The following is a 21,154-nucleotide window of genomic DNA, read 5'->3' on the forward strand; positions in this document are numbered from 1 at the left end:
TACGCGCTGCAGCGCGTCCGGGACACGAGACTTATTGCTCTTTGGGCTTGATCGCCCAGCTCACATTCACCGTGACGCGACAGCGTTTCCTCGCCGGGCGCAACCGCGGCTTGCGGCGCTGCCATCGGCGCTGTTGCCATCCGCGCCTTGAACAGCGGCACCGGGGCGCCGCCTTCGGAGACGCTCAGCGGCGCGCCCAGCGTCACGCCGGTGGCCTTGGCGTAGATTTCCGCCTTGCGGCGGGCGTCCGCGACTGCCTGCTCGCGCGCGTCGTCGAGCAGCTTTGAGGCCTGCGTCACCTCGAAGGAGATGTTGCCGATGTCGTTCGCGCCGGCGCTGACCAGCGTATCGATGATGCCGGCGACCTTGGTCACGTCGCGGATCTTCACGGTGACGCGGTTGGAGGCGCGGAAGCCGACCACTGGGGATGCCCCGGTGGATTTGTTCTGGCCGTATTGCGGCTGCAGCGACAGCCGCGAGGTCTGGTAGTCCTTCTCGGCGATGCCGGCGCCCTTCAGCGCCAGCAGCACCTTGCCCATCGCGGCGTTGTTGGCATCGGACGCTTCCTTCGCCGTCTTGGCGTCGTTGGCGACGCCGGCGTCGATCTGCGCGAGATCGGGCGCCGCGGAAATGTTGGCTTCGCCGCTCACCGTGATGGCGGATGGAAAGTCATCGGCAAGGGCGGGCGTTGTCAGCAGTGTGGCGGCGAAAGCGGCGGCAAGGGACGTAGCAAGTACGGCAGGCTTTTTCATTGATCTCACTTCAGCGGCACGAAAACATTGATCACGAGCTTGTCCTCAGCCGTCTTGAGGGGATCGGTGAGGTATTCCTCGATGAAGGTGTCCTTGGCTTCCAGCCTCTTGTCGTCGAGGTGGTTGGTGATCGCCTCGTAGGTGTTGTCCATGTTGTCGTAGGAACCGCGATGGACGAATTTCAGCACCTTGCCCTCCGGCGACTTGCCGATGCTCATGTCCTTAGACAGGTTCTTGGGATCCTGCTCGACCGGGATCTCGGCAAGGAAGGTGAAACCGGTGTCGTCGGTCGAGGTGTAGACGATCATCGCATTGCCGGCGTGCTTGATGCCCTGCTTGTCCAGCAGCGTGTTCAGCGCCTTGAAGGCGTCGATCAGCGTGTCGAAGGCCGAGTCCCAATTGGCGGTGCCCTTGACCATCACGACCTTTTTGGCCTCGAGCGAGGTCTCCAGGCCGAACGGATCGGCGGTCTGCACCGGCGCGGGGGTCGCGGCGGCGGCCGGTGGCGGGGCCGTCGGGCTGGGTGAGGCGCTGGCGGCGGGCGAGGGCGAATTTGTCGGGGCCGGCGACGCGCTGGCCGCAGGCGATGGCGCGGGTGAGGGCGTGGCTGCCGGCGCGGGCGACGCACTCGCGGCCGGGGCGGGAGAGGCCGACGGGGCGGGCGAGGGACTTGCCGAGGCGGCCGGTGCCGGGCTCGGGGTTTGCGCGAGAACCTCAGAGAGGCCGAGCGACAAGGCCGCCGCCGGGATCAGCGCGGCCAGAGCGAGACGACGAAACCTGAACATATTATTCTCCCCAAGGCCTTAGTCACCAAGGCCTGAACCACCAAGGCCTGCCCGGCTTTGCGCCCGGCCGCGCATCCCGCTTCGCGCCAACTTTCGCCGTTCTAACACGCAAGCGCCAAATTCGTCCCATGACAGATGCGTCATGACAGTTGTCCAGGCAGTCCTGCTGGCGCCCAGCGGCAAAACTCTGGCCAAGCCGGCAAGGATCGCCATATAAGACAGGCGAAATTCAGGAATTTTTATGAGCGCGCTGGCCAACCACGCATTTGCCAAGATGAACGGCATCGGCAACGAGATCGTCGTTGTCGACATGCGCGATTCCGCCGGGCCGGTGACGCCGGACGACGCCCGCGCGGTAGCGTCCGCGAATGGCGGCGTCGCCTACGACCAGCTCATGGTGCTGCAGAAGCCGCGGCTCGAGGGCACCGAAGCCTTCATCCGCATCTACAACAATGACGGCTCGGAAGCCGGCGCCTGCGGCAACGGCATGCGCTGTGTGGTGCGGCGCATCTTCGAGAAGAACGGGCAGACCAATGCGACGTTCGAGACCGCGGCCGGCCTGCTCAACGCCTGGCAGGGCCCGGCGCCCGATCTCTACACCGTCGACATGGGTGTGCCGAAGTTCGGCTGGCAGGACATTCCGCTGGCGGAAGAGTTCCGCGACACCCGCTACATCGAATTGCAGATCGGGCCGATCGACAATCCGATCCTGCATTCACCCTCCGTGGTCAGCATGGGCAATCCGCATGCGATCTTCTGGGTCGACGATGTCAGCGCCTATGATCTCGAGCGCTTCGGTCCCCTGCTCGAAAACCACCCTATCTTCCCGGAGCGCGCCAACATCACGCTCGCCCATATCGTCGACGACACGCACATCACCATCCGCACCTGGGAACGCGGTGCCGGCCTGACCAGGGCCTGCGGCTCGGCCGCCTGCGCCACGGCGGTCGCCGCAGCTCGCCTGAAGCGGGCCGAACGCAGCGTGGAGATCACGCTGCCCGGCGGCAAGCTCGGCATCGAATGGCGCGAGCGCGACGACCACGTGCTGATGACGGGTACGGCGACCTTCGAATACGAGGGCAAGTTCGATCCGGCGCTGTTCGCGCCGGCCGCCTGATGGCCGTCGACATCGTCACCTTCGGCTGCCGCCTCAACGCTTTCGAGGCCGAGGTGATCCGCCGCGAGGCCGAGGGCGCAGGGCTTTCAGACACCATCGTCATCAACAGCTGCGCCGTCACCAATGAGGCGGTGGCGCAGGCGCGGCAATCGATCCGCAAACTGAAGCGCGAGCGGCCCGAGGCGCGCATCGTCGTCACCGGCTGCGCGGCGCAGACGCAAGCCGCGATGTTCGCCGACATGACCGAGGTCGATCGCGTCGTCGGCAATGACGACAAGATGCGGTCATCCGCGTGGCGCGACGCCCGCAATGCCTTCGATCTCGGCGCCGGCGAGAAGATCGCCGTCAGCGACATCATGGCTATCAGGGAGATGGCGCCGCATCTCATCGACGGCTATGCGAGTGGCCTTCCGCGCGTGTTCGTGCAGGTGCAGAACGGCTGCGATCATCGCTGCACCTTCTGCATCATCCCGTTCGGCCGCGGCAATTCGCGCTCGGTGCCGATGGGCGCGGTGGTCGAGCAGGTGCGGACGCTGGCCGAACGCGGCCATGCCGAGATCGTTCTGACCGGCGTCGATCTCACCAGCTACGGCACGGACCTGCCCGGCACGCCGAAGCTCGGCATGCTGACGAAGCAGATTTTGCGGCATGTGCCGGAGTTGAAGCGCCTGCGCATCTCATCGATCGATTCGATCGAGGCGGATGACGATCTACTCGATGCCATCGCCGGCGATGCGCGGTTGATGCCGCATCTGCATCTGTCGCTGCAGTCCGGCGACGACATGATCTTGAAGCGCATGAAGCGGCGGCATTCGCGGCGGGACGCGATCGCATTCTGCGAGCAGGTCCGCCGCCTGCGCCCTGATGTCGCCTTCGGCGCCGACATCATCGCGGGTTTCCCGACCGAGACGGAAGAGATGTTCTCGCGCTCGCTCGATCTGGTTGAGGACTGCGGCCTGACATTCCTGCACGTCTTCCCCTATTCGCCCCGCCCCGGCACGCCGGCCGCGCGGATGCCGCAGGTTGCGGGCGGCGCGATCAAGGAGCGTGCGAAGCGGCTGCGTGCGGCTGGCGAAACAGCACTGCGCAAGCGGCTGCAAGCCGAGATCGGCGCGACGCGCGATGTGCTGATCGAGAGTGAGACGCAAGGCCGCACGGAGCATTACCTGCCGGTGGCGATTGCGGGCGAGCGGGTTGGCAGTGTGGTGCCGCTTAAGATTGCTGCCAGTGATGGCGAGCGTCTCACCACGTAGTCAGTGTCGTCGCCCGGCTCGACCGGGCGACCCAGTACGCCGCGGCTTCTCCGCATCTCAGTGACGTCTCTGGAATACTGGATCCCCGCCTTCGCGGGAATGACACCGTTGGCCTGGCGAATAGCGCCCGTCCTACGACGCTCGCACCTGCCAGAACCGCAGCGTCCGCTTTGCATTCTCCGGCGTCATGCGCGCGTAGTGCCCTTGCGCGCTTGCAAGATCTGCCGGCTTCATTGCACCTGTGGCAAAACGGCTTTCGAGCACGGCGGTGGTGGTCTCCCAGCTGAGCTGCGCCGCCTTGCACGGCACCAGCAAGCCGTCGTCGCGCAGGCTCTGCATCAGCGGGCGGATCACCTCGACGGTCGATCCGGACAATGCGGCCAGCGCTGCGGCGGTCTCTTCATAGCGCCGCTGCGTGGCGAAACCGAGCAGCGCCGCTTCGCTGAGTTGGCCGGTCGCCTTGAGCATTGCAATCGCCCGCTTGGCGCCTTCGAAATCGCGGACGCCCGACATCTCGCGATCGACGCCGACGGTGACGGCGGCGATCGCGCTCTGGATTTCCTCGAACAGATGCGGCGGCGCGCGTGACAGCAGGCGGGCGCGCACGGCATCGCTCGCCGAGCGCAGCAACCGGCGGCGCAGCTCCGAGGGCAGGTCGACGCGGACGCCGACGCTGACGGCAAGTTCGGGATCGGCCTCGGCCTGGGCGACCATGACGGCGAATCCATTTCCGGAGACGCGCGCGCCGGGATTGGCGGCGAGCCGCCGGCTGACGCTGGGATAGCGGCGCGCCAGCAAGGTGTCGGTGACGATCTCCTTCAGCCACCAGCGGCCGGCGATCGCGAGCAGATGCGGCTCGCCCTTGGATGATGCGATCTTCACCAGCTCGCCGTCGTCGAGGCGGGCGGATTCCTGCAGTACGGGACCGGCGATGCGGATCTCGTCATTGCTGGCGAGGCGGCGGATCACCGAGGGCGGCGCCTGCGCGATCGGCGCCAGCTGCGCGCTGATCTCGGCGAGCGCGATGCGTGCGCCCATGTCGGCAAGCGCGCGCAGCTCGATGGTGCCGATCAGGCGCTCGAGCACCTCGTCGAACAGCGCGATCTGCTCGTCGTCGAAACTGCCTGCGGAGGAGAGGAACAGATCGGTGACGCGCCGGGCGGTTTCCAGGCCCTTTTCCGCCGAGCCTGCGCGAATCGCGGATTCGACCTCTTCGATGATCGATAGCTCGGCCTTGGACATCACGCCTTGCTCGTCCTGAGCGGTTACAGAAGCTTGTTCTAAGCAACCGTCATCATTAGCGGCGAGCACTGAACGTTTCGTAAACCATGGGACGGGACCAGTAGGTGCAGCAGTCGCCGCGAAGGCGGTGGGCTCCCTCCCCCGCTTGCGGCGCTACTCCCCGTTCCAGCCGCAGGCGCGGAGCTTTTCGTGCATGTGGGGCGGGGCCGGCGCCACGACGCGAACGGGCTCCTTGTTCCGGGAGATCGGCACCACGATCTCGCGGGAATGCAGATGCAGCTTTGGCTCGCCGAAACGCGGGCCGTTGCCGTAAATGTTATCGCCGAAGATCGGCCAGCCGGTCGCGGCCGAATGCACCCGCAATTGATGGGTCCGCCCGGTCACCGGTTCCATGGCAAGCCAGGTGAAGCCGTCGCCCCGGCCCATCACTTTCCAGTTGGTGATCGCCTTCTGTCCCTCGGGATCGGGCTTCTGCCACCAGCCGCGTTCGGCGTTGAGCCGGCCGAGCGGCATGTCGATGGTGCCCTCGTCCTCGGCGGGGCCGCCTTCGACCACGGTCCAGTAGGTCTTGCCGATCTTGCCGTGCTTGAAGAGGAGGCCGAGCGAGGCCGTTGCCTTGCGGTGGCGACCGAGCACGAGGCAGCCGGAGGTGTCCTTGTCCAGGCGGTGAGCGAGCACCGGTGGCCGCGGCAGGCCGAAACAGAGCGCGTCGAACGAGGCCTCCAGGTTGGCGCCGCCCTTGGGCCCGCGATGCACGGGAAGGCCGGCCGGCTTGTCGATGATCAGCATCAGCCCGTCGCGATGGAGCACGCGCGCAAGGATCTCGTCGGCGGTCAATTGGGGAACATCGAGCAATTGCAGGACTTTCGGTCAAGACTTTCGTTTAACAGCGGGAACGGCTAACACACCGCCACCATGAACGATACCACGTCAGACCCCCCCAAGCTGAGCTGGTGGCGCCGCCTGTCCAACGGGCTGAAGCGCACCTCGTCCTCGCTCGGGACCGCGGTCGCCGACCTCGTCACCAAGCGCAAGCTCGACCGCGCCATGCTCGATGACATCGAGGACGTGCTGCTGCGCGCCGACCTCGGCACCTCCGTCGCGGTCCGGATCGCCGAAGCCGTCGGCACCGGGCGTTACGACAAGGCGATCTCGGCGGACGAGGTCAAGGACGTCGTCGCCACCGAGGTCGAGAAGGTGCTGGCGCCGGTGGCAAAGCCGCTCGAGATCGATACGGCCAACAAGCCGTTCGTGATCCTCGTGGTTGGCGTCAACGGCTCCGGCAAGACCACCACCATCGGAAAACTCTCGCAGAAATTCGCCTCCGAAGGCCGCAAGGTGATGCTGGCCGCCGGCGACACGTTTCGCGCCGCCGCCATCGAGCAGCTCAAGGTGTGGGGCGAGCGCACCAAGACGCCCGTGATCGCGGGCGCGCAGGGCTCGGATTCGGCGAGCCTCGCCTTCAACGCGCTGACGGCGGCGAAGGAGCAGGCCATCGACGTGCTCCTGATCGACACCGCCGGCCGGCTGCAGAACAAGGCCGAGCTGATGAACGAGCTCGAAAAGGTCGTGCGTGTGATCCGCAAGGTGGATGACACTGCGCCGCATGCCGTGCTGCTTGTGCTCGATGCGACCGTCGGTCAGAACGCGTTGTCGCAGGTCGAGGCCTTCCATCGCACCGCCGGGGTCACCGGCCTCGTGATGACCAAGCTCGACGGCACCGCGCGCGGCGGCATTCTGGTGGCGCTCGCGGAGAAGTTCAAACTGCCGGTGCATTTCATCGGCGTCGGCGAAGGCGTCGACGATCTCGCGCCGTTCACCGCGCGCGATTTCGCCCGCGCCATCGCCGGAATCGAAAGCTGAAGAATGGACAAGACCCAGCCGCATCCGCTGTTCAAGCTCGCGACCGAGCTCGGTCCGCTGCTCGTGTTCTTCTTTGTGAATGCGAAGTTCAATCTGTTCGCGGCGACCGGCGCCTTCATGGTCGCGATCGTCGCGGCGATGGTCGCCTCCTACGTGGTGACGCGCCACATTCCGATCATGGCGATCGTGACGGGCGTGATCGTGCTGGTGTTCGGCACGCTGACGCTGGTGCTGCACGACGAGACCTTCATCAAGCTCAAGCCGACCATCATCTACGGCCTGTTCGCCGCGATCCTCGGCGGCGGGCTGCTGTTCGGCCGCTCCTTCATCGCGGTCATGTTCGACCAGATGTTCAATCTGACGCCGCAGGGCTGGCGCATCCTCACGCTGCGCTGGGCGCTGTTCTTCGCCGGCATGGCGGTGCTGAACGAGATCGTCTGGCGCACCCAGAGCACGGACTTCTGGGTGAACTTCAAGGTGTTCGGCGTGACCCCGCTGACCATGGTCTTCGCCATCGCCCAGATGCCGCTGACCAAGCGCTACCACCTCGAGCCGGCGTCGCTGGAAGCGAGCGAGGCCGACGCGGGGGATGTCAGGAAGGGGTAAGCTCTCGTGTCCCGGACGCGCGAAGCGCGAGCCGGGACCCAGGCTCTTTCCGGCAATGCGGCCGTGGTGAGATGGGCCCCGGCTCTGCAGCGCATCGATGAAGGATCGCTGCGCTGCGTCCGGGGCACGAGCTGCCTTACGAGCCTGCCCCCAGCGCCTTCTCCATCTGCGGCAACAGCACCTTCTGCAGATTGTCCGGCGTGATCGGGCCGACCAGCTTGTAGACGATGGTGCCCTCGCGTCCCACGACGAAGGTTTCGGGCACGCCGTAGACGCCCCATTCGATCGAGGCGCGGCCGTTGGCATCCACGCCGACGCGGCCGAACGGGTTGCCGTAGCGCCCGAGGAAGCGGCGCGCATTGTCGGACGCGTCCTTGTAATTGATGCCGACGAGCTGGAAGCGCTTGTCCTTGGCGAGCTCGGTCAAAAGCGGCGCCTCGTCATGGCACGGCACGCACCAGGACGCCCAGACATTGACCAGGCTGACCTTGCCCTTGAACGCGGCGGGATCGAGGCCCGGCACCTGCGCGTTGTCGATCTGCAATCCCTCGAGCGGCGGCAGCGCCGTCTGCGGCGCCGGACGGCCGATCAGCGCAGAGGGAATCCGCGAGGGATCGCCGCTGCCGAGCCGGAACCAGAACAGCAGCGCAAGGCCGATGAAGGCGATCAGCGGCAGCACCATCAGGAAGGTGCGGCGCTGCGGCGCTGCGGAGGTCGATTGTTCGCTCATGACGCGTCCATGGCGCTGCGGCCGGAGCGGCGGGTGATGCCGCTGCGGTCGAGCTCGCGCAGGCGCTGCGTCTGGTTGCGATAGTCGAGCGCGATCCAGCCGATCAGGAGCGCGACCACGAGGGCCGCTGCGGCATAGGACGTCACGATGAAGGACGCATAAGGACCGAGCGACATCATCCTGCGGCCCCAATTTCGTTCGACGCGTTTTGTCCGCGCGAGGTGGCGCCCATCTCGTTCGAGAACGCCACGCGGCTCGCCTGCATCATCTGCAGGGAGCGGACCCGGCGGCGCAGGATCTCGTTGCGCATCGCCGCCAGATGCAGTGTGACGAACAGCAGCGTGAAGGCGATCGCCATCACCAGCAGCGGAATCAGGAACGACTTGTCGAGCGCCGAGCCGCCCATGCGCATCACCGAGGCGGGCTGGTGCAGCGTGTTCCACCAATCGACCGAGAACTTGATGATCGGCAAATTGAGCGCGCCGACCAGGGTCAGCACCGCGGCGGCGCGTGCGGCGCGCGAGGGATTGTCGACCGCGCGCCACAGCGCCATCAGGCCGAGATACATCAGGAACAGGATCAGCACAGAGGTGAGCCGCGCGTCCCACTCCCAATAGGTACCCCACATCGGCCGGCCCCACAGCGAGCCCGTCAGCAGTGCGAGGAAGGTGAAGGCGGCGCCGATCGGCGCTGCGGCCTTGGCGGCGACGTCGGCGAGCGGATGCCGCCACACCAGCGTGCCCAGCGAAGCGATGCTCATGACGCCCCAGACGAACATCGACAGCCAGGCATTGGGCACGTGGATGAACATGATCTTCACGGTCGCGCCCTGCTGGTAGTCGTCGGGCGCCAGCGCGGTTTGATAGAGACCGATCGCGAGCAGGAGCACGGTCGCGGCCGCGAGCCACGGCAAGACCCGCGCTGTCAGCGCGAGGAACCGCGTGGGGTTGGCGAGGTCGATCAGCGTCATGGTACCCTGATAATCATCGGTGGCCGCTCAGGCAATCAGCACGAAAGCGAGGAACGAAAGTTGATCGGGGTCAAGGTCAGTCGAGTGCATCTCAGTCGAGCCCGTGCCGCAGGCTCGCTGCGGCTGCGAATGGGCCGATCACGAGGCTGACCAGGGACAGCGCGCACAGGATCGAGAACGGCGCGCCGAACGTCATCGGGCCAACGATCACGGCCTGCGACGCCGCAACCCCGAAAATCAGGACGGGAATCGACAGCGGCAGCACCAGCACCGCCATCAGCAGCCCGCCGCGGTGCAGGGTCACCGCCAGCGCCGCGCCGATCATACCGGTAAACGTCAGCGCCGGGGTGCCCGCCAAGAGCGTCAGCGCCACCGCACCGGTCGCGATCATGTCGAGGTTGAGCAGCAGGCCGAGCACGGGGGTTGCGACAATCAGCGGCAGGCCGGCGGCCAGCCAATGCGCCAGCGCCTTGGCAGCACAGGCGAGTTCCAGCGGGGTCCGGCTCATCGTGATCAGGTCGAGCGAGCCGTCCTCATGGTCGGCCATGAACAGCCGGTCCAGGGTGAGCAGGCTCGCCAGCAGGGCGCCGAGCCAGAGGATGGCCGGCCCCAGCCGCGACAGCAGCGCCAGATCCGGCCCGACCGCGAACGGCATCAAGACCACCACGGTCAGGAAGAACAGCACGCCAATCAGCGCCCCGCCGCCAACGCGGAGCGCGATCCGGACGTCCCGGCGAATGAGGGCGGAGAGGGCGGTCATGGGGTGACTCCCGCGGCGAGGCGGCTATGGGAGCCCGGCTCCCGCCACAGGCACACTGCGCTCCCTCCCCCCTTGCGGGGGAGGGCGGGGGAGAGGGGTAGCCCCGGGTGAGATACTCGTTTGAGGCGAGCCGCCAGCAACAAAACGCCTGCCTCCGCAACGCCAGAACCGACAGGTCTTGCCGTGTGGCACCCCTCTCCCTGACCCTCCCCCGCAAGGGGGGAGGGAACGGAGAGGCCGGGGGCCAGCCGCTCGGAAAGCTGAGGGTCGATGCGAATCACGCCACACCCCCGATCCGCAGCTCCCGCGACCCGATCCCCAGCGGCGCATGGGTCGCCGCGATGATCATGCCGCCGCGCGAAAGGTGCTCGCGCATCAGGCCGCCGAACATGTCCTGGCCGGTCACGTCCAGCGCATTGGTCGGCTCATCCAGCAGCCAGACCGGGCGGCGGACGGTCAGCAGGCGCGCCAGCGACAGCCGGCGGCGCTGGCCGGCCGACAGGAAGCCGGCGGGCAGATGGGTGGCATGCTCGAGCCCCACCGTGGCGAGGCTCTCGGCGAAGTCAAGACGCTCGCCCCCAAGGAAATCGGCCCAGAACATCAGGTTTTCCGCGACGCTGAGCGCCGGCTTCAGGGCATCGCGATGGCCGAGATAGTGGCACTGCTCGGGCAGCGTCAGCTCGGCATCGCCGCCCTCCAGCGCGATCGTCCCGCCCGCCGGAACCAGCAGGCCGGCGATCAGCCGCAGCAGCGAGGTCTTGCCCGACCCGTTGCGGCCGACGACCGCCACCGCTTCGCCGGCGATAGCCTCGAAATCGAGCCCCGCAAACACCTCGCGGCCGCCGCGCACGCAAACGACCCCGCGTCCGGAAAGCTGCATCTTGCCTCGTGCCACCCCGCTCACCGCCGGGCCTCAGGAAAACTTGGGGTAGCGCATGGGAATTTTTGGCTCGCGTATGCTGCGGTACGGATTGTGGCTGTGGCGGCGCGGTTAGAAAGCTTCTATAAGCCCGGAACTACTTGATGCAGCAACTCAACCTGCCCCTGCAAGCGGCCCAGCCTGATACGCTGACGGTGTTAAAATACCCTGCCGGGTATAACTAACAATTGGGATTCCTACATGACCTCGCTCGACAGCTTCAAATGCAAAAAGACCCTCAAGGTCGGCGCTAAGACCTATGTCTATTACAGCCTGCCCACGGCCGAGAAGAATGGTCTGAAGGGAATTTCCAAACTTCCCTATTCGATGAAGGTCCTGCTCGAGAACCTCCTGCGCAACGAGGACGGCCGCTCGGTCAAGAAAGACGACATCGTCGCGGTCTCGAAATGGCTGCGCAAGAAGTCGCTGGAGCATGAGATCGCCTTCCGCCCGGCGCGCGTGCTGATGCAGGACTTCACCGGCGTGCCCGCAGTGGTCGACCTCGCGGCGATGCGCAACGCGATGCAGAAGCTCGGCGGCGATGCCGAGAAGATCAATCCGCTGGTTCCGGTCGATCTCGTCATCGACCATTCCGTGATCGTGAACTTCTTCGGTGACAACAAGGCGTTCGGCAAGAACGTCGCCGAGGAATACAAGCAGAACCAGGAGCGCTACGAGTTCCTGAAGTGGGGCCAGAAGGCGTTCTCGAACTTCTCCGTCGTGCCGCCCGGCACCGGCATCTGCCACCAGGTCAATCTCGAATATCTCTCCCAGACGGTCTGGACCAAGAAGGAGAAGATGACGGTCGGCAAGAAGACCGGCACCTTCGAGGTCGCCTATCCGGATTCGCTGGTCGGCACCGACTCCCACACCACCATGGTCAACGGTCTCGCCGTGCTCGGCTGGGGCGTCGGCGGCATCGAGGCGGAAGCCTGCATGCTCGGCCAGCCGCTGTCGATGCTGCTGCCCAACGTCGTCGGCTTCAAGCTGAAGGGCGCGATGAAGGAAGGCGTCACCGCGACCGACCTCGTGCTCACCGTCACGCAGATGCTGCGCAAGCTCGGCGTGGTCGGCAAGTTCGTCGAGTTCTTCGGCCCCGGCCTCGACAATCTCTCCGTCGCCGACAAGGCGACCATCGCCAACATGGCGCCCGAATACGGCGCGACCTGCGGCTTCTTCCCGGTCGACGCCGCCGCGATCGATTACCTCAAGACCTCCGGCCGCGCTCCGGCGCGCGTCGCGCTGGTGCAGGCCTATGCCAAGGCGCAGGGGCTGTTCCGCACCGCCAAGTCGGCCGATCCGGTGTTCACGGAGACGCTGACGCTCGACCTCGCCGACGTCGTTCCCTCGATGGCCGGTCCGAAGCGTCCCGAGGGCCGCATCGCGCTGCCGTCGGTCGCCGAAGGTTTTTCGCTCGCGCTCAACACCGAGTACAAGAAGGCCGGGGAACCGGCCAGGCGCTTCGCCGTCGAAGGCAAGAAGTTCGACATCGGTCACGGCGACGTCGTGATCGCCGCCATCACCTCCTGCACCAATACCTCGAACCCGAGCGTGCTGATCGGTGCCGGTCTGCTGGCACGCAACGCCGCGGCGAAGGGCCTCAAGGCCAAGCCGTGGGTCAAGACCTCGCTCGCCCCGGGCAGCCAGGTCGTCGCGGGCTATCTCGCCGATTCCGGTCTGCAGAAGGAGCTCGACAAGGTCGGCTTCAACCTGGTCGGCTTCGGCTGCACCACCTGCATCGGCAATTCCGGTCCGCTGCCTGAGGAGATCTCGAAGTCGATCAACGACAACGGCATCGTCGCCGCCGCCGTGCTCTCGGGTAACCGCAACTTCGAAGGCCGCGTCTCGCCGGACGTGCAGGCGAACTACCTGGCCTCGCCGCCGCTGGTGGTCGCGCACGCGCTCGCGGGCAGCGTCACCAAGAACCTCGCGGTCGAGCCGCTCGGCGAAGGCAAGGACGGCAAGCCGGTGTACCTCAAGGACATCTGGCCGACGACCAAGGAGATCAACGCCTTCATGAAGAAGTTCGTGACCGCGTCGATCTTCAAGAAGAAGTATGCCGACGTGTTCAAGGGCGACACCAACTGGCGCAAGATCAAGACGGTCGAGAGCGAGACCTATCGCTGGAACATGTCTTCGACCTATGTGCAGAACCCGCCCTATTTCGACGGCATGAAGAAGGAGCCGGAGCCGGTCACCGATATCGTCGAGGCGCGCATCCTCGCCATGTTCGGCGACAAGATCACCACCGACCACATCTCGCCGGCCGGTTCGATCAAGCTGACCTCGCCCGCTGGCAAGTATCTCAGCGAGCACCAGGTGCGTCCCGCCGACTTCAACCAGTACGGCACGCGCCGCGGCAACCATGAAGTGATGATGCGCGGCACCTTCGCCAACATCCGCATCAAGAATTTCATGCTGAAGGGCGCGGACGGAAATATCCCTGAAGGCGGTTTGACCAAGCACTGGCCCGACGGCGAGCAGATGTCGATCTACGACGCCGCGATGAAGTACCAGCAGGAGCAGGTGCCGCTGGTGGTGTTCGCCGGTGCCGAATACGGCAACGGCTCCTCGCGCGACTGGGCCGCCAAGGGCACCCGTCTGCTCGGCGTGCGCGCCGTGGTCTGCCAGAGCTTCGAGCGCATCCATCGCTCCAACCTGGTCGGCATGGGCGTGCTGCCGCTGACCTTCGAGGAAGGCACCTCCTGGTCGTCGCTCGGCCTCAAGGGCGACGAGAAGGTCACGCTGCGTGGCCTCGTCGGCGACCTCAAGCCGCGCCAGAAGCTGACCGCGGAGATCGTCTCCGGCGACGGTTCGCTGCAGCGCGTCTCGCTGCTCTGCCGCATCGATACGCTGGACGAGCTCGATTACTACCGGAACGGCGGTATCCTGCACTACGTGCTGCGCAAGCTCGCGGCCTAAGCGCGAATTTGTGAACGGTGGCTCACCGCGACGTGAGTAGAAGGTTAAACGAAGGCGGCCTATCACAAGGCCGCCTTCGTGCGTTTGCGGCATGCTCCAGATGGGCCCGCCCGGCGGAAAACCTCCTTTCGGACGGTCGGCCTGGACGGTCGAGTGTGTCGCGCCCCGTAAGACTACGGTGACCATCCGGCGATAAGATCTCCCTTTCCACGAGCAATGGTGTGCGGCGTTCGACATGACAACAATGACGGCTTCTCATCTGGTTTCACGTTGGTCCGGTGCCCTCTGGTCGGGAGCTCTCGGCATCTGTGCGATCGTCGCCGTCATCCGTCCTGCCGAGGCTGATCCCCGCGCCGTTGTCGAATTGTTTACCTCGCAGGGCTGCTCCTCCTGCCCGCCCGCCGACCAGATTATCGGCGATCTCTCCAAAGACCCGTCGATCATCGCGCTGAGCATGCCGATCGACTATTGGGACTATCTTGGTTGGAAGGACACGCTGGCGGATTCGCGCTTCTCTGCACGGCAGCGTGCCTACTCACGCATGCGCGGCGACCGCGAGGTCTACACGCCGCAGGTCGTGGTCAACGGCTCCACCCATGTCATCGGCAGCGATCGTGCCGGCATCGAGAGCGCGATCGGCAAGACCGACAAGGGCACGGGCGTGATGAGCGTGCCGGTGACGATGTCGCTCGCGGGCAAGCAGATCAACGTGTCGGTGGCGGCGAGCAACGAGCCGGGCGTCTCGCATGGCGAGGTCTGGATCTGTTCGATCGCCAAGTCGGTCCCGATCGCGATCACCCGCGGTGAGAACCGTGGACAGCAGGTCACCTATCACAACGTGGTGCGCAACCTGCTCAAGGTCGGCGACTGGACCGGGCGTTCGGAAAGCTGGACGGTGCCGATCGAGAACCTCACGCGCGACGGCGTCGACGGCGCGGTGGTCTATGTCCAGGACGGCAGCCGCGACAAGCCCGGCTCGATGCTGGGCGCGGCGTACACGTCGCTGCACTGATTCGGATTTCTCGCTAGAGTCGTACTGCTCTCAACCCTCATGGTGAGGAGCGCGTCCTTGCGCGCGTCTCGAACCATGAAAGGCCCCCGCTTATGCGGCTCGGCCTCGATCCTTCGAGACGCCGCTTCGCGGCTCCTCAGGATGAGGAGAGATAGTGTTCGCACGGATGTTAGGGGAGAAGGTCGATCGCGCCGGAAACATCCCGACACAAACAAAAAAGGACCAACTTGCGTTGGCCCTCCTTGCTGCGCGTACAGACCCGATCCTGTTCGACCCCGGGGGGCTGGGGGCTGAGGAATCCGGAACCGAAAGGACCGGGTCAACGCACGTGAGTCTTGTCGCAATGCAGGGCGGCAGTCGCTAGGCGGAAAAGCGGCGAGAGTATGATTCCTGCTAACGATCCCGTGACGGTTTGCCGCGAGGGAGTTCCACCATAGCGTGTGTACTGAGTCGCACCCGATTCGACCGGTTGAATCAGGAGCCTCTTGCGGCGGTGGCCGGTTGGCGCAATCATGCAGCTGTCATGATCCAGGTTCCCGGGACGGTCTTCGCGGATTCGGGTCATGCCGTGCGATGAGGAAGCGCTCCATGAGTCTGTCGGAGGATGCCGATCCGAGCGAGCAGCGCGCGGCGGCGCGCCCCGCCGCTGCGACGACGCAATTGAGCCGGGTGACGTTCAACCGGCTTGAGCTGCACCGTATTCTCAATCTCTACGGCCGCATGGTCGCGGACGGCGAGTGGCGCGATTATGCCATCGACTTCCTCAAGGACCGCGCCGTGTTCTCGGTCTATCGCCGTGCCTCGGAAGTGCCGATCTATCGCATCGAGAAGGATCCGCGGCTGGCGCGCAAGCAGGGCATGTACAGCGTGATCTCGGCGACGGGCCTGATCCTGCGCCGCGGCCACGAGCTGGAGCGCGTGCTGCTGGTGATCGATCGCAAGCTGGCGGTGGTGTAGCCAAGCGACCGGTGCCGTCGGGTGGCAAAGGCGCACCGCGCCGTGCCCACGTTCTTTCTCTATCGCGACGAATGGTGGGCACGCTTGCGCTTTGCCCACCCTACGAGACCGGATTATTTCCCCGGCACCGTGCTGGCGCCCTCGCCGAGGTCGCGCTGCATCATCACCGTGTCCAGCCAGCGGCCGAATTTCAGCCCGACATTGGGATGCGTGCCGATCATCTTGAAGCCGCCCTTGGTGTGGACGCCGATCGAGCCGGCATTGGCGGAATCGCCGATCACCGCGATCATCTGGCGGAAGCCGCGCGCCTCGCATTCGGCGACCAGCCGTTCCAGCAGCAAGGAGCCGACGCCGCGGCGGTGGAAGGAGGGATCGAGATAGATCGAGTTCTCGACCGTGAAGCGGTAGGCCGGGCGCGGGCGGTAGGCGCCGGCATAGGCATAGCCGGCCACGCGGCCGTCGAGGATGGCGACGAAATAGGGATAGCCGCCGTCGACCAGCGCGCGATAGCGGCGCGTCATCTCCGTGAGGTCGGGCGGCTCCAGCTCGAACGTCGCGGTGCCCTCGCGGACGGCCTGCTGATAGATGGCGGTGATGGCGGGAAGGTCGGCCTCGGTCGTGGGCCTGATTTCAGGTGCGGACATGGGAGAAGATTAGAGCCTTCCCGCGGCCGCTGGAAGGGGCAACGGTGTTGCCACACCCGTCATTGCGAGGGCAGCGAAGCAATCCAGTAATGCGTCTGCGGAGGGACTCAGGATTGCTTCGTCGCAATGACGAGGAGAGGCCACGGCTCAAACAAAAACCCCGGCCTTTCGGCCGGGGTTCGTGTCCGTTCGTCCTGGTCTATCGCTTAGTCGCGCTGGCCGAGGAGCTGCAGCAGCAGCGTGAACAGGTTGATGAAGTTCAGGTACAGCGACAGCGCACCGGTGATGGCCGCACGCTCCGCGATGTCGCCGCCGGCCGAGGCGTAGCCGTAGATGTAGTCGTTCTTCAGCCGCTGGGTATCCCAGGCGGTGAGGCCCGCGAACACCAGCACGCCGACCACCGACACGATGAACTGCAGCATCGAGCTCGCCAGGAACAGGTTCACCAGGCTCGCGATGATGATGCCGATCAGGCCCATGAACAGGAACGAGCCCATGCCGGTCATGTCACGCTTGGTGGTGTAGCCGTAGAGGCTCAGCGCACCGAAGGTGGCCGCGGTGATGAAGAACACCCGCACGATCGAGGTGTGCGTGAACACCAGGAAGATCGACGACAGCGAGATACCCATCAGCGCCGAGAACACCCAGAACAGGATCTGGGCGGTCGAGGGAGCGAGACGGTTGATCCCCGCCGAGATCACGAACACCATGGCGAGCGGCGCCAGCATGAACAGCCATTTCAGCGGGCTGACGAACATCGCGTAGCCGAACGGCGTCAGGAACAGCTTGCCGACGCGGACGGCGTCCGCGGTCGGCACGTCCGTCACGGCAGCCATATAGACGCCGAGCGCGGCAAGGCCGGTGATGGCCAGGCCAATGCTCATGTAGTTGTAGATGCGCAGCATGTAGGCGCGCAGGCCGGCATCGACCGTCGCGGCGTCAACACGCCCGGCGGCCCTGCCGAAAGGAGAAGCGTAGTTACGGTCTAGGTCCGACATGGTCGAATTCCCGTTGGTTGGTCCGGTCCGGCATGAGGGTCGCCATGCCGCCGGTTCGTCAAATTCTATCTCGGATACCAATGCCTGCCGACTAAATTTTGGCTAACATTCGGGGCTCCGAACCCATTCGATATGTGGGAAACTAACACATTCGCTGCAACCTTCCACGCGCGGCTGAATGTCGCCCTTGGCGGCAATCCTGACGCGAACCTGACGAGCAGTCGTGGTTAATCGCGGGAATCGTGCGATTCCGCTCTCCTGCGGCGACCCGCTACCATTTGTCACAAATTCCGCAACACCGTGGCGGGTTTTTTGTTCAACGCCAGCAGCGTGCCGGCAAGCCCGAGCCCGACCGTGACGACCAGAGCGGCCGCGACCACGCCGGCCGCGCTGCCGGCCTGCCAGACGAAGCTCAGCGTCATCAGGCGCGTCACGATCATCCAGGCCGCGATGCTGCCGGAGATCACGCCGAACACCGCGGTCGCGAGCCCGATCAGGAGGTATTCGAGCGCATAGGCGCCGAGCAGCCGCAACCGCGTCGCGCCGAGCGTCTTCAGGATCACCGCATCGTAGACCCGGTGGCGATGGCCGGCGGCGAGCGCGCCGCCGAGCACCAGGATCGCCGAGATCAGGGTCACGGCGCTGGCACCGCGGATCGCCAGCGCCAGATTGGTCACGACAGAGCCGACCGTCTCCATCACCTCGCGCACGCGCACGCTCGTCACCATCGGATAGGCGTCGGCGACCTCCTTGATGATCTTGCCGTCGCCGGCGGCAGTTCCGCCCGTTTCCGTCAGCGTCGCGATGTGTGTGTGGGGGGCGCCCTTGAAGGCGTTCGGCGAGAACACGAGAACGAAGTTGATGCCCATCCCCTGCCAGTCGATGGTGCGCAGATTGCCGATCTTGGCCGGGATGTCGCGGCCGAGCACATTGACGACGATCTCGTCGCCGAGCTTGAGGCCGAGCCCGTCGGAGATCTTCTTCTCCATCGAGACCAGCGGCGGGCCGGAATAATCCGCGCTCCACCATTCGCCCTCGACCACCTTGGAGCCTTTCGGCAGCTCGCCGGTATAGGTCAAGCCGCGGTCGCTCTGCAGCACCCATTCGGAATCGGTGGTCGGCTTGAGCTCCTCGGCGCGCACCCCGCGCGCGGCGACGATGCGCCCGCGCAGCATCGGCACGTCCTCGACCGTCGCGCCCGGCGCGATCCGGCGCAGATAACCGTCGAACTGCTCGGCCTGCGTGCTCGGGATGTCGATGAAGAAGAAGGACGGCGCGCGGTCGGGCAGCGCTGCGAGGAACTGCCGGCGCAGATTGCCGTCGATCTGGGTGATGGTGACGAGCACGGCGAGCCCGAGCCCGAGCGACAGCACCACCGAGGGCGTCAGCGCGCCCGGCCGGTGGATGTTGGCGATCGCCAGCCGCAGCATCGGCAGCCGGGTCCGCGGCAGCCGCCGCGCGATGGCCATCAGCAGCGCGGCGATGCCGCGCAGCAGGGCGAACACGACGACCGAGGAGGCCACGAACACCGCCGCGATGCGCTTGTCGAACGACAGTCCGATCACGACCGCGATCAGCAGCGCGATCACGATGGCCATGAACACGAGATAGCTCGCGCGCGGCCGATGCCATTCCGAGCTGATGGTGTCGCGGAACAGCGCGGCCACCGGCACGTCGTGGACGCGCCCGAGCGGCCACAGGCCGAAGGCGAGCGCGGTCAGGAGGCCATAGACGAAGGACAGCGCGAGCTCGTCGGCATGCACGGCCGGCACCACCGGCAGCGGCAGCAGCTTGCCGAACAGGCCGACGATCGCGAACGGCATCGCGGCGCCGAGTGCAAGGCCGATGATCGAGCCGATGCCCGCGAGCAGGAGAACCTGCGCAAGATAGATGCCGAACACGTCGCGCCCGGTGGCGCCGACGGCCTTGAGGGCCGCGATCACTTCGAGCCGGCGGTCGATATGGCTCTTCACGGCATTGGCGACGCCGACACCGCCGACCAGCAGCGCGGCAAGGCCGACCAGCGTCAGGAACTGCGTGAAGCGGTTGATGTTGCGTTCGAGCTGCGGCGAGGCGTTGGAGCGGCTGCGGATCTCCCAGCCCGCCTGCGGCGCGGCGCTCCGGGCGTCCGCGATGAAGGCTTCGGTAGCGCGCTCGTTGTTCGCAGCATCCGGCAGCTTGACCCGGTAGACCCAGCGCACCAGGCTGCCGGGCTGGATCAGGCCGGTGGCGCGCAGGCCCGCCTCGCTGATCAGGAAGCGCGGTCCGAAGCCGATGCCGGCGGCGAGCTTGTCGGGCTCGGCTTCGACCGTTGAGCGGATCTGGAATGTCGCCGCGCCAATGGTGACACGGTGGCCGGTCTTGAGCGAGAGCCGCGCCAGCAGCGTCGGATCGGCGGCGGCTCCGAATGCATCGTCACGTTCCGCAAGGACGTCGGACATCGCCAGCTGTGGCGCCAGCGTCAGCTGTCCCAGCATCGGATAGGTGTCGTCGACCGCCTTCATCTCGACCAGCGCGAGCTGGCCATCGGCTGCGCGCGCCATGCCGCGCAAGGTCGCCGCGGTCGAGACCGTGCCGCGCGAGCGCAGGAAGGCGACCTCTTCAGGTTTCGCTTCGCGCTGGAACAGCACGAAGGAGACGTCGCCGCCGAGCAGCGTGCGGCCCTCGCGGGCAAGACCGTCGGAGAGGCTCGCCGACACCGAGCCGACGCCGGCGATCGCCATCACGCCGAGCGCGATGCAGGCGATGAAGACGTAGAAGCCGCGCAGGCCGCCGCGCAACTCACGCAGCGCGTAACGCAGCGACAGCGCGATGCCGTTTGGCTTCGCGAACGGTTCGGCCGCGATGCTCATGCCGGTGCAGACTGGGTGTCGATGCGGCCCGAACGCAGGCGGATCACGCGATCGCAGCGATGCGCGAGCGAGGAATCGTGCGTCACCAGCACCAGCGTCATGCCGCGCTCGGCGTGCTTGCTGAACAGCAGGTCGACGATCTGCTTTCCCGTGGCCTCATCCAGATTGCCGGTCGGCTCGTCCGCGACCAGGATGGCGGGATCGGGCGCCAGCGCGCGGGCGAGCGCGACGCGCTGCTGCTCGCCGCCGGACAATTGCGTCGGATAGTGATGCAGGCGGTCGCCGAGCCCGACCGATTGCAGCTCCTCTGCCGCTCGCTTTGCGGCGTCGGGATTGCCGGCGAGCTCCAGCGGCACCGCGACGTTCTCCAGCGCCGTCATGGTCGGGATCAGATGAAAAGACTGGAAGACGATGCCGACCTGGCGGCCGCGGAAGCGGGCCAGCGCGTCCTCGTCGAGGGCATTGAAAGGCGTGCCCGATACCACCACCTCTCCGCTATCAGGACGCTCCAGCCCCGCCATCACCATCAGCAGCGTGGATTTGCCCGAGCCTGACGGGCCGATCAGGCCGATCGTCTCGCCCGAGGCGACCCGCAGGCTGATATCCTTGAGGATGTGAACGCGTGCCGCGCCCGTGCCCAATGAGAGATTGACGTTGGAGATGGCGATGGTGTCCGCCGAGGCGGCGGCAAGCGAAGAGGAATCTATGCGAGTGTCCATGGTCCGGTCATATGGCAACTCCGCTAGCGCGGTCGAGAGGCGTTACGGATTGT

The 21,154-nt window shown here is 66.0% G+C and carries 19 protein-coding genes and 1 pseudogene; 7 read left to right on the plus strand and 13 right to left on the minus strand.

The genetic code is table 11. The features are described 5' to 3' along the window. Positions 1–31: 31 nt before the first annotated feature. Together AABA84_RS21660 and AABA84_RS21665 are read right to left on the minus strand one after the other, a co-directional pair. Positions 32–752: pseudogene (locus AABA84_RS21660) on the minus strand (SIMPL domain-containing protein). A gap of 5 nt (positions 753–757) precedes the next feature. Continuing rightward, positions 758–1,537 (minus strand): GyrI-like domain-containing protein, encoded by a 780-nt coding sequence (locus tag AABA84_RS21665; protein WP_338313048.1) that lies wholly within the window; start codon positions 1,535–1,537, stop codon positions 758–760. Positions 1,538–1,778: 241 nt separating this feature from the next. Here AABA84_RS21665 and dapF point away from each other — a divergent pair, with 241 nt between their 5' ends. Both dapF and mtaB read left to right on the plus strand, forming a co-directional pair. Continuing rightward, entirely contained in the window at positions 1,779–2,654 is an 876-nt protein-coding gene (dapF, locus tag AABA84_RS21670) for a diaminopimelate epimerase (protein ID WP_338313051.1), read from the plus strand. Next, positions 2,654–3,907 (plus strand): tRNA (N(6)-L-threonylcarbamoyladenosine(37)-C(2))-methylthiotransferase MtaB, encoded by a 1,254-nt coding sequence (mtaB, locus tag AABA84_RS21675; RefSeq protein WP_338313052.1) that lies wholly within the window; start codon positions 2,654–2,656, stop codon positions 3,905–3,907. The genes dapF and mtaB overlap by 1 nt, the downstream gene beginning before the upstream one ends. A gap of 132 nt (positions 3,908–4,039) precedes the next feature. On the opposite strand, the gene AABA84_RS21680 is transcribed toward mtaB, so the two are convergent. Both AABA84_RS21680 and AABA84_RS21685 read right to left on the minus strand, forming a co-directional pair. Beyond that, entirely contained in the window at positions 4,040–5,149 is a 1,110-nt protein-coding gene (locus AABA84_RS21680; protein WP_212252203.1) for a DUF2336 domain-containing protein, read from the minus strand. 153 nt (positions 5,150–5,302) lie between these two features. Next, positions 5,303–6,004: an RluA family pseudouridine synthase gene (locus AABA84_RS21685; RefSeq protein WP_028139239.1), complete on the minus strand. Its 702-nt coding sequence runs from the start codon at positions 6,002–6,004 to the stop codon at positions 5,303–5,305. 60 nt (positions 6,005–6,064) lie between these two features. On the opposite strand from AABA84_RS21685, the gene ftsY reads away from it, so the two are divergent. Together ftsY and AABA84_RS21695 are read left to right on the plus strand one after the other, a co-directional pair. Next, entirely contained in the window at positions 6,065–7,012 is a 948-nt protein-coding gene (gene ftsY, locus AABA84_RS21690; protein ID WP_338313053.1) for a signal recognition particle-docking protein FtsY, read from the plus strand. 3 nt (positions 7,013–7,015) lie between these two features. Further along, positions 7,016–7,618 carry a septation protein A gene (locus tag AABA84_RS21695; protein ID WP_028139237.1) on the plus strand — a complete coding sequence of 201 codons (603 nt, stop codon included), beginning with the start codon at positions 7,016–7,018 and terminating at the stop codon, positions 7,616–7,618. Between the two features lie 136 nt (positions 7,619–7,754). Here AABA84_RS21695 and AABA84_RS21700 read toward each other — a convergent pair whose 3' ends face one another. The 5 genes from AABA84_RS21700 to ccmA form a co-directional block, all read right to left on the minus strand. Further along, positions 7,755–8,348, minus strand: coding sequence for a DsbE family thiol:disulfide interchange protein (locus tag AABA84_RS21700; RefSeq protein WP_212252207.1), 594 nt, complete (start codon positions 8,346–8,348; stop codon positions 7,755–7,757). Continuing rightward, positions 8,345–8,524 carry a heme exporter protein CcmD gene (ccmD, locus tag AABA84_RS21705; protein ID WP_212252355.1) on the minus strand — a complete coding sequence of 60 codons (180 nt, stop codon included), beginning with the start codon at positions 8,522–8,524 and terminating at the stop codon, positions 8,345–8,347. The genes AABA84_RS21700 and ccmD overlap by 4 nt, the downstream gene beginning before the upstream one ends. Continuing rightward, on the minus strand, positions 8,524–9,318 hold the full coding sequence (locus tag AABA84_RS21710; RefSeq protein ID WP_338313055.1) for a heme ABC transporter permease: 795 nt from the start codon (positions 9,316–9,318) through the stop codon (positions 8,524–8,526). Before AABA84_RS21710 ends, ccmD begins: the two co-directional genes overlap by 1 nt. 91 nt (positions 9,319–9,409) lie before the next feature. Further along, on the minus strand, positions 9,410–10,078 hold the full coding sequence (gene ccmB, locus AABA84_RS21715; protein ID WP_338309503.1) for a heme exporter protein CcmB: 669 nt from the start codon (positions 10,076–10,078) through the stop codon (positions 9,410–9,412). A 277-nt stretch (positions 10,079–10,355) separates the two neighbouring features. Next, a complete protein-coding gene (gene ccmA / locus AABA84_RS21720; RefSeq protein WP_338313056.1) occupies positions 10,356–10,958 on the minus strand; it encodes a heme ABC exporter ATP-binding protein CcmA in 603 nt (200 codons plus the stop codon). Between the two features lie 240 nt (positions 10,959–11,198). On the opposite strand from ccmA, the gene acnA reads away from it, so the two are divergent. From acnA to AABA84_RS21735, 3 genes are all read left to right on the plus strand, one after another. Beyond that, complete coding sequence (gene acnA, locus AABA84_RS21725) at positions 11,199–13,919, plus strand: aconitate hydratase AcnA (protein ID WP_338313058.1); 2,721 nt, start codon at positions 11,199–11,201, stop codon at positions 13,917–13,919. Between the two features lie 235 nt (positions 13,920–14,154). Then, positions 14,155–14,931 (plus strand): DUF1223 domain-containing protein, encoded by a 777-nt coding sequence (locus AABA84_RS21730; protein WP_338313059.1) that lies wholly within the window; start codon positions 14,155–14,157, stop codon positions 14,929–14,931. Positions 14,932–15,519: 588 nt separating this feature from the next. Further along, positions 15,520–15,888 (plus strand): DUF2794 domain-containing protein, encoded by a 369-nt coding sequence (locus AABA84_RS21735; RefSeq protein WP_212252217.1) that lies wholly within the window; start codon positions 15,520–15,522, stop codon positions 15,886–15,888. Positions 15,889–16,001: 113 nt separating this feature from the next. Here AABA84_RS21735 and AABA84_RS21740 read toward each other — a convergent pair whose 3' ends face one another. The 4 genes from AABA84_RS21740 to AABA84_RS21755 form a co-directional block, all read right to left on the minus strand. Then, complete coding sequence (locus AABA84_RS21740; protein WP_212252219.1) at positions 16,002–16,532, minus strand: GNAT family N-acetyltransferase; 531 nt, start codon at positions 16,530–16,532, stop codon at positions 16,002–16,004. A gap of 206 nt (positions 16,533–16,738) precedes the next feature. Beyond that, positions 16,739–17,530 (minus strand): Bax inhibitor-1/YccA family protein, encoded by a 792-nt coding sequence (locus AABA84_RS21745; protein ID WP_183249416.1) that lies wholly within the window; start codon positions 17,528–17,530, stop codon positions 16,739–16,741. A 281-nt stretch (positions 17,531–17,811) separates the two neighbouring features. Beyond that, complete coding sequence (locus tag AABA84_RS21750) at positions 17,812–20,382, minus strand: ABC transporter permease (RefSeq protein WP_338313060.1); 2,571 nt, start codon at positions 20,380–20,382, stop codon at positions 17,812–17,814. Further along, complete coding sequence (locus AABA84_RS21755) at positions 20,379–21,101, minus strand: ABC transporter ATP-binding protein (RefSeq protein ID WP_212252222.1); 723 nt, start codon at positions 21,099–21,101, stop codon at positions 20,379–20,381. Before AABA84_RS21755 ends, AABA84_RS21750 begins: the two co-directional genes overlap by 4 nt. Between the last annotated feature and the right edge of the window lie 53 nt (positions 21,102–21,154).

The organism is Bradyrhizobium sp. TM239, assembly GCF_036247985.1.
GTDB lineage: Bacteria > Pseudomonadota > Alphaproteobacteria > Rhizobiales > Xanthobacteraceae > Bradyrhizobium > Bradyrhizobium ottawaense.